Raw genomic sequence first — 15,294 nt, 5'->3', positions numbered from 1 at the left:
ACTAACTCACATTAATCCGCAAAGCACTGGCTACAGCCAGCGGCACCAAAGCCAACGCTAAAAAAAGCATGGCAACCAGAATAGCAAGTTGTCCACTGTAGGGTAGCCCCATACTGGCAGCTTCAATTGCTGCACTGGCAAAAATCAGCAATGGGATATACAGCGGCAAAATCAGCAACGCCAGTAAAATACCGCCTTTATCGGCAGACATAGTCAGCGCTGCACCAAGTACGCTCAGAATACTCAGCAAAGGTGTCCCCAGCAGCAGGGTCAGCATCATGGCAACAAAAGCCGCTGACTCAACACCAAGTAACATAGCAACAACAGGCGATAGCAATACCAGCGGCAAACCTGTGCTTAACCAGTTTGCGGCAGCTTTTGCCAGTACAAATGCCATCAATCCTTGCCTGGATGCAACCAACTGCTCTATCACGCCATTGCGGTAATCATCACGAAACAACCGCTCTGCAGCCAACAATACACTGAGTAGCGCAGCAATCCATACAATACCAGGGGCCATTATACGTAACTGATTTGGCTCTGGTCCAACCCCTAATGGGAACAAAGTCAGTACAATGATAAAAAACAATAACGGATTCAGCCAATCAGCTTTCTGTCGCCCCAATAAAACCAGCTCCCGGCGTAAAAAAGTCATTACCATCGGTACGCCAGCTCCATAGTTCTTAAACTGGGAAAATCCTGACTCAAGGCTTGATGCGTGGTCACGATAATAGCCCCTTCAGCGGCCAGGTGTTGATGAAAGCATTGCTGTAAACGCTGGATGGCTTGCTGATCTAGTGCCGTAAAAGGCTCATCAAGGATCCATAGAGGAGCTTTGGTTAACCAAAGACGGGCCAGGGATACCCGCCGTTGCTGGCCAGCAGATAACATACGGCAAGGCACATCTTCTAAACCGGCCAGCCCCAGCGAACCTAAAAGCTGCATGCTATCGCTGTAGGGTAATTGGTAAGCCGCCCGCCAAAAAGCGATATTCTCCATTGCTGTCAATTGCTCATGAATACCGCTGTGGTGGCCGATATAACATAAAGAAGCAGCATAGTGTTCAGCCTGCACTGCCAAGGGTTGGCCCTGAAATAAGATCTCTCCATCATCCGGAGTGGACAAACCGGCCAGCAGGCGTAACAATGAACTTTTACCTGCGCCATTTTTACCTTGTATTTGCAACAGCTGGCCAGGTGACAACTCAAGATCAAGCGCTTGGAACAGTACTCTGTCCTGGCGGATACAACTTAAACCGCGGGCGCGTAGAAAGTCGGTCACTATGGCCTCCTGTAAATTTGCGCGGATCTTACCATATTCCAACTGGAATACGAACGCATCAGGACAGCACAAGCATGGTAAAAATGACAAAAACATGAACCCGATCAAACTTGAGCCGCTACTACAGGTTGCAGCTAACGGACGGAGCAGCAGTGCTGTTATTACATTGCAACCAGAAAAAAGCTATCACGGCGTTTTGCTGACCGATCCGGTACAGGGTGCCCGTTTGTTGCAACTATCAACCAGCCAGGGAATACTTCAGCTACACTTGCCCAAAAGTATGTCAGCCAACAATGGCACGCCAATGCAAGCCAGCTTTCAACAACTACCAGATGGCCGTATTCAAATTCATATTCAAACCAAAGGTGAAGCGCTGCAAAGCTTTCCATTGAATCAACAGCAGGCTCTGACTCTGGCTCTGAACTGGTCTCATACCGGCCACTCCAGCCCTCCAACAGGAGCTGTCAGTTCGGCAACACAGTTGGTGGTAGAGCTTCTTAGCAATCCGCAACAAAGTCAGATCAAGCTTCCACAAGGCCCGGTATTGACTCTGCCAGATGCACTGCACCGAACGATTCAATCCCTCTTGGCACAACACCCACAGGCACGGGTCCAGACAAGCATCAGTCTTGGCACAGGACAAGAGCCCAGTTTATTTCTTGATATCCAACCCAAAGTACAACCAAAATCTGCGCTGGCACCAGCGGCTATGCCACTCTCAACTGGCAGTACAAATGAGCCGGCTATTGCAAAGGCCAGCCCCCGGCCTCTCTACCAGCAACTGACATTGCCAACACAGTTGCAGCAGCAATTGCTGCATAGTCTGGCACAGAGTATTCAACAGCATGCTTTACCTGCCCGTATGCAGCAACAATACCTGCAATTGGGTGGCTTGATGATGCCATTGCCACAAGTGCGACTGCCATCTGGTAGCTATCAGATTGCCCTGCAGCAGGAATCTCAGCACTGGCAATTGCAGTTTCAATCGCATCACAAATACGACCAAAAGCTGATACTTGCCCCCGAAGCATTTAACCGCCCTGTACAATGGCAACAAGGTATCTTGCAGAAGAGTCCCGCCTCAGCTCCACAACCAACTGCGCGGCTGTTATTGGATGCTGCCTGGCGCTCGTTATTGCCCGTGCTGGCGGATAGTCCCGCTCGGCTGGCCAGTTTGCCAGAACTTCCGCCAGAGCTACAACAAGCGTTGCAACAGATCCGCCAACAGTTACCCGGACCACAGCAGGTGCTGCCTGCCGCACAAATACAACAGCACCTCCAGGCCATACTGCAGTTCCATCCCTTGCAGCAACCAACACAACATAGCAGCAGCGCTGCCGGCACCCTGGCTATCGCCATTCAATTGCTGCTCGGTAAATTAAGCCAGCGTCCTGCTTCAACTGCTTTGCAAAGCGCAGGACAACGCTTAACCCCATTGCTGCAACAGCTGGACTCGCAAAGTGCTGGTCAGCTGTTGCGTCAACTAGCAAGCCACAGCAATGCTATACAACAGAGCCAACTCGCCAGTGCTGAATTGCAACAGCAAACTCCCAATCAGTTTTTGTTGCAACTGCCCATTCAACTGGAGCAACAAAGCACTCAGCTACAACTAAAAATTGAACAACGCGAGGAGTCATCGTCGGCAACTGGTAACAAAGCCCGTATATGGCAACTCACCATGCACTTCGATTTACTGGAGCTGGGCAAGTTGATGGCCACAGCCCGCTTGCAGGAGAATCGTTTAAGCTTGCAGATTTACACAGAGCAAAGCCAGGCACAGACACTGGCTAAGCAATTTATGCCATTATTAACTGAACGCCTGGTGGCCCAGGGCATTACCGTAGAACAAGCCGAATGCCAGCTTGGTATAGTACCTGACACTTTATTCTCTAAGCACAGCAGCTTGATTACCGTGCAAGCCTGAGGAGTTTGACGATGAAAAAAGAAAAGTCGGCCACCGCACTCAAGTACGATGGCAAAGCTGCCCCCAAAGTGATTGCAAAGGGCCACGGTGAGCTCGCTGAAGACATTCTGGCTGTTGCCAGAGAGCACGGCGTTCTGGTGCACGAAGATGAAGAGCTAATTAAGTTACTCAGCCAGATTGAACTGGGTGACTCTATACCCAAAGAGCTGTATGTAGTTATCGCCGAACTGATTGCTTTTTCGTATGTATTGCAAGGAAAATTCCCGGATAAATGGCACAACATCCATCAGCGCATTGATTTGAAAACTTAAGACTTTTGCTGATGCAGGTTATACAGCAACTCGGCTTCAGCCCTTGGCAATTCACACTCGCGCATGATCTCTTCCAAATCAGCTCCAAGCTGTACCATCTTCATCGCTCTGCTGTATATTTTGGATTCAGGCTCTGTCAGTTGCAGCGCTTGCAACTGCTCCCCTTGCGCCGCCAGCAATTGCTGTTGTTCAAGCAGCCGCGATTCCAGATCCAGTACCCGTTGACCAACACCGATAACCCCAGACCGTAACTCGGCTAATTCAGCTCGAAGCAAAGAAAGCTGCTGCTCATGCTCATCTGCCGGAGCCTGTTGCAACAAGCTGTCAGTTACATCGGTCTGCTGCATGGCCGCAAGCAGGAAGCTGCGCCATAGCAGCCATGCTACCAGCAATGTCAGTGCCACCAGCCACCAAACCATCATGCGACTACCTCATTACAAAGCGCTAACTTCATCCCACTCTTCGTCCGTCAGCAATTTGTTCAAATCCACCAAAATCAGCAACTCGCCATCACGGTTGGTAACGCCCTGAATAAACTTCGCACTTTCATCATTGCCAACATTCGGAGCCGTATCTATTTCCGATACTTTCAGATAAACCACTTCGGCTACACTATCGACCAAAATACCTATCACTTGCTTATCGGACTCAATGATGACAATACGCGTGTTATCAGTAATATCTGAACCATCCAAACCAAAACGCGTGCGGGTATCAATCACGGTAACCACATTGCCGCGCAGGTTTATAATTCCAACAACATAATCTGGTGCTCCGGGTACCGGAGCAATCTCGGTATAGCGCAAAACTTCCTGCACCTGCATAACATTGATGCCATAGATCTCATCCTGCAACTTGAAAGTGACCCACTGCAGAACCTGATCACCGTCTGCTGAATCTTTTGCGCTCTGCTTTGCTACATTACTCATTCCTGCTCCTCATCCGCGGGTTGTATAGCCCACAGTATTCAGCTTACTTCTATCGCCCTTGCCCCTGCTGTAACAAGCCAACTAAAGCATCCACATCAAGTAAAGCACACATGTGCTGCTTTATCAGCCCAGCCAACCAGGGCCGTTTGCCCGCTGCTTCTCGCCACTTTACGTCATCTTGAGATAAAGTCACTGTATTAATCAGTTTATCACAAGCTAAACCCCACGCACTGTTACTTAACATTATAACATATTGATACTGATGCGATTCAGCTTGTTCAAGCGTAAATTTTTCTGGCATCACCCAAAGCCCGGTATCGACCACATTGATTTTTTGCTCTCGTTGTAACATCACCCCTTTAAACCAGGCGGGGTTACCAGGCATGGTGTTGATTGATGTTAACTTGTGAATCCCACCTAATTCTTTTAAAGGCAAAGCAACCGTCAAGCCAGCCACACTAAAGAACAGCGCTTGAAAATCCCCCTGCCGGTAAGATTTCTCCGTCAGCACCTGTTCGGCTGTAAATCCAGGCTGTGATTTACGGCTGACCACAGCTTGCTGCAGCTCTGCAGTATCGAGTTTTGGTGCAACAGCCGGCTTTGTTTCTTTTGGCTCCACCGGGACCAGTGCAGCTTTGCGCACAATAGCAGGCTCTGCAGCTACCTTGGTGGTGGTGACTTTCGCCAGCAAAGATTCAAGTTTCTGTTTAACGTCCGGCTCTTGCCGCGTCAGCTGTTGCGGCACGTCGTCGTCAGTTAGTAAAGCAGTCAGATAATGCTGCATGACCTTTTTGCTGGCATAGCGATCAGACATGCGCTGACTCCGCCGACAACTGCAATAAATAACTTAGCAGCGTGTTGTAAGCAAAGACGCCCCGCGAACGTGGTGCGAAAACTGATGGTGGTGTTTGCGCAAGGCTTGCGTCCCGAAATTTGGTATCCACGGGTATCACGGCCGACCAGACTTTATCCTTGTACTTGGCTTTTAGCTCCTTGTAGGCTTCCAACGATGCTTTGGTGCGCTTATCGTACATGGTAGGTACAATGGTAAAGCTGTAGTCTTTTTGCTGGGAATGCTTCATCAATCCCATTGTTGCGATCATGCGTTCCAGGCCTTTAATCGCCAGAAACTCAGTTTGCACCGGTACCAATACCCGGTCACTGGCAGCAAGTGCATTGACCATCAAAACCCCCATCACCGGTGGGCAATCCAACAAAATGAAATCGTAATCCTTAGTCAGCTTGGCTAATGCTTTCTTTAAAATAAGCCCCATGCCATTTTTATTACCTAATGATCGATCGAGCGTTGCCAATGCCATGGAGGAAGGCAAAATATCGAGTTTGTCCATACCACTTGGGCAGAGCGACTGCAGGATCTCTTCCCGGGTGATATCTTTGCCACGAATAAAAATATCGTAAACACTCACTTCCAGCTCTTCCGCATCAATACCGAAATAATAGGTCATGGATGCATGAGGATCGATATCGACCAAAAGAACCCGATGTCCCCGCTCGGCCAGTAAGGCTCCAAGCGTGACTGTGGTAGTAGTTTTACCAACCCCACCTTTCTGATTTGCTATTGTCCATACCACCACATCAAGGTTCCTGCTGTTGCTGCGAAGGCTCTGTTTGCTCTTCGTCCCGAGTTGTAATTCGAATGCCACCACCTGGTAGCCTGATCACCCGAATGCTGCCATCATCCTGCGTCATACTTTCCAGTTGTTGGATCACTTCCGCTGGGATCTCTGTCGGGGGTTCCGCCAGATCAATCGTAGCGTCTTCGGCCCGGTAGCCATACTTGGAAATAGCTATCACGACCCGCCGATTCTCCGCCCGCCCTTGCGGGGTCGAATTATCTGCTGTCGGGTAATACTCGCCATAGCCTTCGATGGCCATACGCTGCGGTGCTACTGCCAAATCCTGCAACAACCGCAGCACCGACGTCGCCCGGGCAACCGATAACTCCCAGTTGGATGCAAAGAGCTCGTTATTGATTGGCACATCATCAGTATAGCCACGAACCCGGATAAAGTTGTTGATTGGCACTATGATGCTGGCAATTTCATCCAGCACGGCCCGAGCGGATAGAGTCGCAGTTGCACTGCCGCTAGGAAATAATAAGCCACTGTTCAGTTCGATGGTCAACCAGTTGTCATCCTGCTCAACTTTTGCCAGACCCTGTTCCATTAAATGCGCTAAGGCTTCTTGCAACTCTGTTTCCAGCGAACTTAAAGGTGAGCCCAGTAAACGCTCAGTGACATCCGATAACTCCGTGGCATCAGCAACCAACTCAGGGCCTTTGGCAGGCTCCAGTGACGCACCATACAAATCCAGCTCACTCTGCGGGCCTGGCTCCAGCAACACAGAGGTACCTTCCACGCCGGTGCCACTTCGATCCGGTCGCTCAAATATTTTCGTCAGGGTATCGGATAAAGCACGGTACTCTTCGTCTTTAACAATCGACATGGCGTACAACACGACAAATAAAGCGAACATTAACGTCATGTAATCGGCGTACGACACCAGCCATCGATCCAACTCTTCGGCTTCAACTTTCTGGTGTTTGTTCTTATGCCGGTACATAACCGTTGTTACCCCGCACGGTAGGCATTCAATTTGCGCTCAATGGTGCGGGGGTTTTCACCATAGGCAATAGAGATTAGGCCTTCAACTATCATTTCATGATGCAATGTATGCTGATGCACCAGATTTTTCAGTTTATTTCCTACTGGTACAAAAATTAAATTTGCGAAACCAACACCATAAATCGTCGCAACAAAAGCGGTCGCAATACCCAGACCTAGTAACTCTGGTTCGGTAATATTGGCCATGGCTTGAATCAACCCCAGTACGGCCCCAACAATACCAATGGTCGGGCTATAACCTCCCATGGCTTCAAAAATTTTCGCCCCACGAAGCAGGCGCTCACGCTCCAACGTCAGCTCTGCATCCAGCGTATCTTGAAGGACTTTGGGATCAACGCCATCCACCAGCAAATTAAGCCCACGATGCACAAAAGGGTCTTTTTCTTCCAATGCAATATTTTCCAAAGCCAGAAAACCACTGCTACGGGCTGCATTGCTCCACTCGATAATGCGATCCACCATGCTGGTGGTTGGTAAGTTGTGCCCTCTAATTACCCAGGGCAACAGTTGAAAACCCAGCTTAAATTGTGGCAAAGGGGTTTGTATCATCACTGCCCCCACAGTGCCACCCACCACAATAATAAATGCCGGCAAATGCAGCAGAGTGAGGATGGAGCCCCCCTCCAGCGCAAAGCCTCCCACGACCCCTACGATGGCAACAAAAAAACCTATTAACGCAAGTTTATCCATGCATCACTTCAGCTATTAATTTACTGGCAGACTCTTCCAGGCTAACTTCTACATCCATTAAGCCGGCTGCTGCAACTGCCTGGGGCATGCCATAGACAACGCAACTGGCTTCATCCTGAGCCCAGATCCGAGAGCCATATTGTTTAAGTAAACGAGCGCCTTCACGCCCGTCGGAACCCATGCCGGTTAAAATGACGGCCAACACCTGATCACGATATACCCGGGCAGCACTGCCAAAAGTAATATCCACGCTTGGCTTAAAAGTAATCCGGGGTGAGTCATCGTCTTTGATACGAAGCTTGGCTTGTTCAGCTTTGCCTTCCACCAGCATTTGCTTACCACCTGGCGCTAAATAAGCCACACCAGGTTTCAATACATCATTGTCTTCAGCTTCCTTGACTGAAATTTTAGCCAAACCGTTCAAACGGGAAGCAAAAGCACCGGTAAATGCAGCTGGCATATGCTGAATCAAGATGATAGGCACCGGAAAGTTCGCTGGTAAAGCAGTGATAATCTTTTGCAATGCAACAGGACCTCCGGTAGAAGTTCCGATAGCAAGTAATTTGTAACTTTTACCACTGGCTTTAAAAGTGGGCCCCGTAAGCGGCCGGGAAGGAGGTGGGCTCTCTTTCATCCGCTCTGAAAGTTTAGGCCGTTCAAAGCTGGTACGGGTTAGTGCAGGCCGCGCGGTTTCAACAGAGCGACTACTGAGTCGGCGACGGGCTACAGCCTTCACACGTTGACGCAATAGAGTTACAGCCTCATCTCTGTCTCTGGCGATATCCTCAAACTTTTTAGGTAGAAAGTCTATCGCACCAGCGTCCAGCGCATCCAGAGTAGCCTTAGCCCCTTCGTGGGTAAGCGAGGAGAACATTAAGATTGGCGTGCGCTGTTGCTTCATAATTTCACGCACGGCCGTGATGCCATCCATCACCGGCATCTCGATGTCCATCGTGATCACATCGGGCTTAAGCGCTATGGCTTTATCAACCGCTTGCTGACCATTGTTCGCTGTATCAATGACCTCGAGCTCAGGATCGGCGTTTAGAATTTCTGTTAAACGACGACGGAAGAAACTGGAGTCATCCACCACCAACACTTTTAATGCCATTCATCACTCGCTTTAGGTCGCTGATTTATTGAATCGCTCAAGTTTGATTTTCGATTTTCTAGCGTAGTGTTTTAATAAACTTGGTACATCCAGTATCAACGCAATACCGCCATCCGACGTAATGGTCGCTCCGGCCATGCCAGGTGTGCCCTGCAGTAAATTATCCAATGGCTTGATGACCACCTCTTCCTGGCCTATCAATGAATCGACCACAAAACCAATTTTTTGCGTACCCAGCTGTAAAATAACGACGTGCCCATGCTCTCGGCGGACAGATTTGCTGGAGCCTTTCACCAGCCAGTGCTCGAGATAAAATAGTGGTATCGCTTTATCCCGGACGATGATGGTAAGCTGGCCATCCACATTGTTGGTTTTGGCCAGATCCAACTGCACAATCTCATCAATGGTACCAAGCGGTAGGGCAAAGGTTTGCTTACCAACCACCACCATCAAGGTAGGTAAAATAGCGAGCGTCAACGGAACTTTGATTTCCAGTAAAGTGCCTTTGCCAAGCTCGGAATTGATATGGACACTGCCATTGAGCTGGGTGATCTTGGTTTTAACCACATCCATGCCAACGCCACGGCCGGAAATATCAGAAATTTGTTCTTTGGTAGAAAATCCGGGAGCAAAAATCAGATTAAAAGCTTCCGTATCGGACATTCTGCCAGCAGCATCGACATCAAGTATGCCACGTTTAATAGCAATCCCTTTCAGCTTTTCCGGATCCATGCCAGCACCATCATCTTCGATGGTCAGCAAAATATGATCCCCAGCCTGCTCGGCAGCTAATTTAACCTTACCAGTACGGTCTTTGCCGGAGGCTTGCCGCACATCTGGCATCTCTATACCGTGATCGACCGAGTTTCGTACCAGGTGGACTAAAGGATCAGCCAATGCCTCCACCAGATTTTTATCCAGATCGGTTTCTTCACCTTCCAGCTCAAGCACAATATCTTTTTTCAGTGAACGGGCCAGATCACGCACAACCCGGGGGAAGCGGCCAAAAACTTTCTTAATGGGCTGCATACGGGTTTTCATCACGGCACCTTGGATGTCGGCTGTCACCACATCCAGGTTAGCTATGGCTTTACCCATTTCTTCATCTTTGGTACTGGTAGCAAGACTTACCAGACGGTTACGCACCAGTACCAGTTCCCCGACCATATTCATGATCTCATCAAGCCGCTTTGTATCTACCCGAACAGTGGTTTCTGGTTGTGGAGCCGGTGAAGCAGCGGCAGGCTTAGCTGCTGATGAAGCTGCTGAGGGAACCGGAGCCGGGGCGGCAGCCGGAGCAGCACTGCTGCTTTGTGTTTCAGGAACCTTAGGCGCAGGCTTACGCTCTGGCGGAACAGGTTTATCTGTGCCTGCCTGTGGTGAAAGCCCCTTGCCATGCAACTCATCCAGCAAAGACTCAAACTCATCATCGGTGATTTCATCATCTTTGCCCGCTTTGGCAGCAGGAGCTTTTGCAACAACAGCCGGAGCCGCGCTGTCGTCTGCTTTAAAAGAGCCTTTACCATGCAGCTGATCTAAAATAGCTTCAAACTCGTCATCGGTCATGTCGCCCTGCATATCTGCAGTCAGCCCTGGAGCTGCTGCCTGGCTGTGGCCCGGAGCCTTACCACCGTGCAGTTCGTCCAGCAGACGTTCAAACTCATCCTCATCGATTTCATCAATACTGCCAGAGGCATTGGATTCCGAAGTAACTGGTGCAGGTGCAGGCTCAGGCTGAGCGTTGACAGGCGTAACTGGTGCTGGTGCTGGTGCAGCACCTGAGCCATCATCAGGCTCACTTAATCGATGCAATGCATCCAATAAGGCTGGATCGGCTGGTGTTAATGGCTGACGGTTTTGCACCTGCACAAACATGGCGTTGACAGTGTCCAGGGCCTGCAAAATCACATCCATCAACTCGGCTGTAACCTGACGCTTGCCGGTACGTAAGATATCGAAAACATTCTCTGCACCATGACACGCATCAACCAGCTCTGCCAGCGAGAGGAAACCAGCCCCACCTTTGACAGTATGAAAACCTCTGAAAATCGCATTCAACAGGTTGGAGTCTTCCGGATTATTCTCCAACTCAACCAGTTGCTCTTGCAGCAGCTCCAGGATCTCACCAGCTTCGACCAGAAAGTCCTGCAGAATGTCTTCATCCATATCAAAGCTCATGCTTGGTCACCTTTTTTAAAAACCTAAACTCGACAAAAGATCATCCACATCGTCCTGTCCAGTGACTACATCATCACGCCCTTCAGCGTCGATAATAGGTCCTTCAGCCTCAGCTGCAGCGATCACTTTCCTGGCTTTTGCAGGTCTAGGGGTATCGGGCAATAAGTCTGGATTGCTTTCACCAAAGGCGGTTAACAGACCAATCAGACTCTCTTCTACTTCACGAACTAGTTCAATAACACGGCGCAGTATTTGACCGGTTAAATCCTGATAATCTTGAGCCATCAAAACTTCGGTCAGTAGCCCATTCAGGGTGCCAGCATCTGTATTCGCCTGGTCCAAAAACCCGTTTAAGCTATGACAGAGTGACTTGAACTCACCAACCTTAAGATCCCGTGTCATCAAACGCTGCCAGTCAGGCAAAATACTTTGCAGATTTTGCCCCAGCTGATCAGCGATGGGTAAACAGGACTCCACAGCATCCATGGTTTTGTTGGCTGCTTGCTCGGTCATATCGATGACGTGATTCAAACGCTTCTTAGCGTCTGGGATATCTTCTTCCAACAAGCTACTAAGTGAAGGATCGAGCTGGAAGTTTTTTAGTGAATCATGCAGCTGACGGGTAAGTTTCCCAACCTCTGAGAACAGTTCTGCAGAACCTGGTACAACAACTTGTTGCACCAATTGGTTTGCCGCTTCGTTTTCTCCCATCTCTAATAACTGAACCAGCTCTTTAGCTTGCTCCAGAGTTATTGATGGCGCTGTCAGTGCGGACATTGCAGTACTCCCTTGTTTAAGTCAGGTTAACCAATCCTTTCAAACACCTTGGATAGTTTTTCCTGCAAGGTTGCTGCAGTAAAGGGTTTTACAATATACCCGTTTACACCAGCCTGAGCCGCAGCAATAATCTGCTCTTTTTTGGCTTCTGCAGTGACCATTAACACAGGAATGTGTTTCAGTTTGTCGTCTGCCCGAATCGCTCGGAGCAAGTCAATACCTTGCATACCTGGCATATTCCAGTCAGTAACAACAAAATCAAAATCGCCATTCTGCAACATAGGCAATGCAGTGCTACCATCATCTGCTTCAGAGACGTTGGTAAAACCAAGGTCCCGCAATAAATTTTTTATGATACGCCGCATGGTTGAGAAATCATCAACCACCAGAATTTTCATGTTCTTATCCAAAATCCCCTCCGCTGAGAAAATCGTTATCGGACATGTACAATAACTTTGATTACAACCAATCCTGCATTCTGGACTTTAAACGAACCAGTGCCTGACTATGGATTTGACTGACCCGGGACTCACTGACATTCAGTACGGCACCGATCTCTTTCAAGTTTAGCTCATCATTGTAATACAGTGATAGCACTAATGCTTCCCGCTCGGGCAAACTACTGATTGTTAGAGCCAAACTTTGCTGAAAAGCCTCACTAGCCTGAGCTTCGTAAAGCTGATCAGTTTCTCTTTCATCAGCAGTTGCCAGTACATCTTCAGATACACCCAAATCCTCAATTCCAAGAATTCGGCCACAACTGACATCACTTAACATATGATGGTACTCATCTAAAGATATATCAAGTTTTTCAGCAACTTCTATATCTTTAACATCTCGGCCAAGCTCTGCTTCCAATTCCGCAATGGTATCGGCGATTAAACGAGCGTTCCGGTGCACAGAGCGGGGGGTCCAATCTCCGCGCCGGATCTCATCCAGCATAGAGCCACGGATACGGATCCCTGCAAAGGTCTCAAAACTGGCCCCTTTGCTGCCATCGAAATTTTTAGCTGCTTCCATCAGCCCAATCATACCAGACTGGATCAGATCATCGACCTGCACGCTGGCAGGCAACCGCGCTAGCAAATGGTAAGCAATACGTTTAACCAGGGGAGCATGGCGTTCAATCAACTGTGTTAGTTGGTCTGCTCCGCCATAAGCAGACAGCTTCGCATTCACGCTAAACCTCGTTGACTTTTATCTGGTGGCAGAATCAATTGCTCCAGGAAAAACTCCAGATGCCCTGAAGCGCCGGGGGGGGCAGGCCATTTACTCACCTTCATTGCCAATGACTTAACAGCCAGGCTGGCTCCGGTTTTGGGGAATGCCTCCACGAAGGCTCGTTGCTTTCTGGCCGCTTTACGAACATTCTCATCATACGGAATAGTAGCAACCAGCTCTAGGTTCACATCTAAAAACCGGTCAGTCACCCGGGTCAGTTTTGCGAACAGCTCTTGCCCTTCCCTTAAGCTTCGCACCATGTTGGCAATAATTTTAAAGCGCTGCACATCATGGTCACGGCTTAAAATTTTCATGAGGGCGTAGGCGTCAGTAATGGATGATGGCTCATCACAAACCACCACAAGTACATCCTGAGAAGCTCTGGAAAAGCTCATCACCATATCGGAGATACCAGCAGCGGTATCTATCAATAAGACATCTACCCGGGTTTTCATCTCGCTAAAAGCCCGAATCAATCCGGCATGCTCTGCCGGGCTAAGCTCGGTCATATTCTGCGAACCTGAAGTGGCAGGAATGATTTTGATGCCAGCAGGCCCCTCAATCAAAATATCATCCAGCTCAGCTTCCCCGGAGAGAACATGTGACAAGTTTTTTTGCACACGCAAGCCCAGCATAACATCACAGTTTGCCAGGCCTAAATCGGCATCCAACACCATCACGCGCTTTCCAAGCTGAGCGATGGCTATAGCGAGATTGATTGAGACATTGGTCTTGCCAACGCCGCCTTTACCACCGGTAATTGCGATAACTTTGACCATGTTTGTTTTCATTGTCCTCAGACCTGCGGCCTGATCATCGATGTGCTCATGACTATGCATAGGCTCCTTCCGCTCGGCCCTCAGCGATACTGTCCCACTGATAAGCCGTACTACTGTGTGCGATGCGTAATTTTTCGGCTTGCGCTACGATGTCGTCCGCCCGGGCAATGCGAATATCCTCCGGCACGCGCTGACCATTGGTCAAATAGCAAACCGGTAAAGCATTTTGTAGCGCTGCATTAATAATTTCACCTAAGCTTAAGCATTCATCAAGTTTGGTAAAAATACAACCTGATAATGGAATACGTTTGAAGTGCTCAACACTCTCTTGCATCACCCGAGCCTGCGCTGTTGCAGACAATACCAAATAGCTCTTTATTTTTACAAGAGAATCCTGCATCAATGCTGCAAGTTTTTCTGCTAACCGGACATCTCGCTGGCTCATACCGGCTGTATCAATTAATACCAGACTGCGATTGGCAAATTGCTTAAGCAACAATGCCAGCTCTTCACTGTCCTTGGCTTGACGTACCGGACAACCGATAATACGGCCAAAAGTGGATAACTGATCCAAAGCGCCAATGCGAAAGGTATCGGTAGTGATTAAAGCGACCTGCTCAGCACCATGTTTACGGGCATACTGTGCCGCCAGCTTTGCGACCGTGGTGGTTTTCCCAACACCGGTAGGGCCTACCAGAGCAACCACCCCCCCTTTACGCATGATATCATTATTGCCTGTTGTTAACTGGCCGGCAAGTAATTCCAATGCGGTTTGCCATGCCTCACTATGAGGAATGTCTTCAGGCATAAAGCAAGCCAGCTGATCGGCCATAGCTGCCGACAAGCCCATTTGCCGTAATTGCTCAATGATCAGGGCACGTACCGGCTCACTTCGAGCCAGATCCTGCCACATCAAGCCAGATACCTGATGTTGCAACAATTGTCGCATTGATAGCATCTCATTGCGCATGGCTTCAAACTGAGCCTGAAATGCTTGCTGTTGTTTTTCTTGCAGAGCTGTAATCTCTTGCAAACTGACTATGTTCGAACCGCCATTGTTTTGACGCTCAGCTCTGGGCCCAGGTTTTGTAAACTTTGCGGGCTGAGCCGTTTTCACCGGCTCTGCCTGACCCGTTTGCTTGCTCATTTGTCTGGCTAATAAAGCCCGCAGCGAGTCAGTCTCTTCATCCGGCTGCAGCTCTGTTGGTTGTATGGGTGGGCCGAAGACACTGCGCCGTTCGGCAGGACCGGAGGCAGGAACAGGCCGCGCTGTCTCAGTACTGATAGCCACTGCAGGGGCTGCATCCGGGTCGATAGCCGCGACAATCTCTACCCCGTTAGCCACTTTTTTATTGGACATAATAATGGCATCCGGTCCAAAAAACTCTTTGACTTCGTCTAAAGCTGCACGCATATCTTTGGCAACAAAACGTTTAATTTTCATCGGC

Annotated in this window: 17 protein-coding genes; 2 read left to right on the top strand and 15 right to left on the bottom strand. The window is 49.2% G+C overall.

All coding sequences use genetic code 11. The annotated features are described in order from the left end of the window. Position 1: 1 nt before the first annotated feature. Complete coding sequence (ccmB, locus tag QWF21_RS12670; RefSeq protein ID WP_330088419.1) at positions 2 to 661, bottom strand: heme exporter protein CcmB; 660 nt, start codon at positions 659 to 661, stop codon at positions 2 to 4. After that, entirely contained in the window at positions 655 to 1,281 is a 627-nt protein-coding gene (gene ccmA / locus QWF21_RS12665) for a cytochrome c biogenesis heme-transporting ATPase CcmA (RefSeq protein WP_330088418.1), read from the bottom strand. Before ccmA ends, ccmB begins: the two co-directional genes overlap by 7 nt. Before the next feature lie 94 nt (positions 1,282 to 1,375). On the opposite strand from ccmA, the gene fliK reads away from it, so the two are divergent. Beyond that, complete coding sequence (gene fliK, locus QWF21_RS12660) at positions 1,376 to 3,205, top strand: flagellar hook-length control protein FliK (protein WP_330088417.1); 1,830 nt, start codon at positions 1,376 to 1,378, stop codon at positions 3,203 to 3,205. 11 nt (positions 3,206 to 3,216) lie between these two features. Further along, positions 3,217 to 3,516, top strand: coding sequence for an EscU/YscU/HrcU family type III secretion system export apparatus switch protein (locus tag QWF21_RS12655; protein ID WP_330088416.1), 300 nt, complete (start codon positions 3,217 to 3,219; stop codon positions 3,514 to 3,516). On the opposite strand, the gene QWF21_RS12650 is transcribed toward QWF21_RS12655, so the two are convergent. The 13 genes from QWF21_RS12650 to flhF are packed head-to-tail and all read right to left on the bottom strand — an operon-like array spanning position 3,513 to position 15,290. Further along, entirely contained in the window at positions 3,513 to 3,938 is a 426-nt protein-coding gene (locus QWF21_RS12650; protein WP_330088415.1) for a DUF2802 domain-containing protein, read from the bottom strand. The two genes, QWF21_RS12655 and QWF21_RS12650, sit on opposite strands and share 4 nt — an antisense overlap. A gap of 12 nt (positions 3,939 to 3,950) precedes the next feature. Then, positions 3,951 to 4,445: a chemotaxis protein CheW gene (locus QWF21_RS12645; protein ID WP_330088414.1), complete on the bottom strand. Its 495-nt coding sequence runs from the start codon at positions 4,443 to 4,445 to the stop codon at positions 3,951 to 3,953. Between the two features lie 49 nt (positions 4,446 to 4,494). Then, a complete protein-coding gene (locus QWF21_RS12640; protein WP_330088413.1) occupies positions 4,495 to 5,259 on the bottom strand; it encodes a chemotaxis protein CheW in 765 nt (254 codons plus the stop codon). Further along, on the bottom strand, positions 5,252 to 6,040 hold the full coding sequence (locus QWF21_RS12635) for a ParA family protein (RefSeq protein ID WP_330088412.1): 789 nt from the start codon (positions 6,038 to 6,040) through the stop codon (positions 5,252 to 5,254). The genes QWF21_RS12640 and QWF21_RS12635 overlap by 8 nt, the downstream gene beginning before the upstream one ends. Before the next feature lies 1 nt (position 6,041). Next, positions 6,042 to 7,028 (bottom strand): OmpA family protein, encoded by a 987-nt coding sequence (locus QWF21_RS12630; protein WP_330088411.1) that lies wholly within the window; start codon positions 7,026 to 7,028, stop codon positions 6,042 to 6,044. An 8-nt stretch (positions 7,029 to 7,036) separates the two neighbouring features. Continuing rightward, entirely contained in the window at positions 7,037 to 7,780 is a 744-nt protein-coding gene (locus QWF21_RS12625; protein ID WP_330088410.1) for a flagellar motor protein, read from the bottom strand. Then, complete coding sequence (locus QWF21_RS12620) at positions 7,773 to 8,891, bottom strand: protein-glutamate methylesterase/protein-glutamine glutaminase (protein WP_330088409.1); 1,119 nt, start codon at positions 8,889 to 8,891, stop codon at positions 7,773 to 7,775. The genes QWF21_RS12625 and QWF21_RS12620 overlap by 8 nt, the downstream gene beginning before the upstream one ends. A gap of 12 nt (positions 8,892 to 8,903) precedes the next feature. Then, positions 8,904 to 11,069, bottom strand: coding sequence for a chemotaxis protein CheA (locus QWF21_RS12615; RefSeq protein ID WP_330088408.1), 2,166 nt, complete (start codon positions 11,067 to 11,069; stop codon positions 8,904 to 8,906). A 15-nt stretch (positions 11,070 to 11,084) separates the two neighbouring features. After that, a complete protein-coding gene (locus QWF21_RS12610) occupies positions 11,085 to 11,846 on the bottom strand; it encodes a protein phosphatase CheZ (protein WP_330088407.1) in 762 nt (253 codons plus the stop codon). A 26-nt stretch (positions 11,847 to 11,872) separates the two neighbouring features. Then, a complete protein-coding gene (cheY, locus tag QWF21_RS12605) occupies positions 11,873 to 12,256 on the bottom strand; it encodes a chemotaxis response regulator CheY (RefSeq protein ID WP_330088406.1) in 384 nt (127 codons plus the stop codon). Between the two features lie 49 nt (positions 12,257 to 12,305). Beyond that, positions 12,306 to 13,025 carry an RNA polymerase sigma factor FliA gene (locus QWF21_RS12600; protein WP_330088405.1) on the bottom strand — a complete coding sequence of 240 codons (720 nt, stop codon included), beginning with the start codon at positions 13,023 to 13,025 and terminating at the stop codon, positions 12,306 to 12,308. Next, on the bottom strand, positions 13,022 to 13,906 hold the full coding sequence (locus QWF21_RS12595) for a MinD/ParA family protein (protein WP_330088404.1): 885 nt from the start codon (positions 13,904 to 13,906) through the stop codon (positions 13,022 to 13,024). The genes QWF21_RS12600 and QWF21_RS12595 overlap by 4 nt, the downstream gene beginning before the upstream one ends. Next, positions 13,899 to 15,290, bottom strand: coding sequence for a flagellar biosynthesis protein FlhF (gene flhF / locus QWF21_RS12590; protein WP_330088403.1), 1,392 nt, complete (start codon positions 15,288 to 15,290; stop codon positions 13,899 to 13,901). The genes QWF21_RS12595 and flhF overlap by 8 nt, the downstream gene beginning before the upstream one ends. Positions 15,291 to 15,294 lie beyond the last annotated feature (4 nt).

The sequence above is a fragment of the Alkalimonas mucilaginosa genome (assembly GCF_036327005.1).
Classification (GTDB): Bacteria; Pseudomonadota; Gammaproteobacteria; order Enterobacterales; family Alteromonadaceae; genus Alkalimonas; species Alkalimonas mucilaginosa.
This window is presented reverse-complemented; position numbering and strand designations above follow the sequence as displayed.

Coding starts and splice junctions, on each gene's coding strand:
- ccmB (WP_330088419.1), bottom strand. CDS start 661: ATGGTAATGACTTTTTTACGCCGGGAGCTGGTTTTATTGGGGCGACAG.
- fliK (WP_330088417.1), top strand. CDS start 1,376: ATGAACCCGATCAAACTTGAGCCGCTACTACAGGTTGCAGCTAACGGA.
- QWF21_RS12655 (WP_330088416.1), top strand. CDS start 3,217: ATGAAAAAAGAAAAGTCGGCCACCGCACTCAAGTACGATGGCAAAGCT.
- QWF21_RS12650 (WP_330088415.1), bottom strand. CDS start 3,938: ATGATGGTTTGGTGGCTGGTGGCACTGACATTGCTGGTAGCATGGCTG.
- QWF21_RS12645 (WP_330088414.1), bottom strand. CDS start 4,445: ATGAGTAATGTAGCAAAGCAGAGCGCAAAAGATTCAGCAGACGGTGAT.
- QWF21_RS12640 (WP_330088413.1), bottom strand. CDS start 5,259: ATGTCTGATCGCTATGCCAGCAAAAAGGTCATGCAGCATTATCTGACT.
- QWF21_RS12630 (WP_330088411.1), bottom strand. CDS start 7,028: ATGTACCGGCATAAGAACAAACACCAGAAAGTTGAAGCCGAAGAGTTG.
- QWF21_RS12625 (WP_330088410.1), bottom strand. CDS start 7,780: ATGGATAAACTTGCGTTAATAGGTTTTTTTGTTGCCATCGTAGGGGTC.
- QWF21_RS12620 (WP_330088409.1), bottom strand. CDS start 8,891: ATGGCATTAAAAGTGTTGGTGGTGGATGACTCCAGTTTCTTCCGTCGT.
- QWF21_RS12615 (WP_330088408.1), bottom strand. CDS start 11,069: ATGAGCTTTGATATGGATGAAGACATTCTGCAGGACTTTCTGGTCGAA.
- QWF21_RS12610 (WP_330088407.1), bottom strand. CDS start 11,846: ATGTCCGCACTGACAGCGCCATCAATAACTCTGGAGCAAGCTAAAGAG.
- QWF21_RS12595 (WP_330088404.1), bottom strand. CDS start 13,906: ATGCATAGTCATGAGCACATCGATGATCAGGCCGCAGGTCTGAGGACA.
- flhF (WP_330088403.1), bottom strand. CDS start 15,290: ATGAAAATTAAACGTTTTGTTGCCAAAGATATGCGTGCAGCTTTAGAC.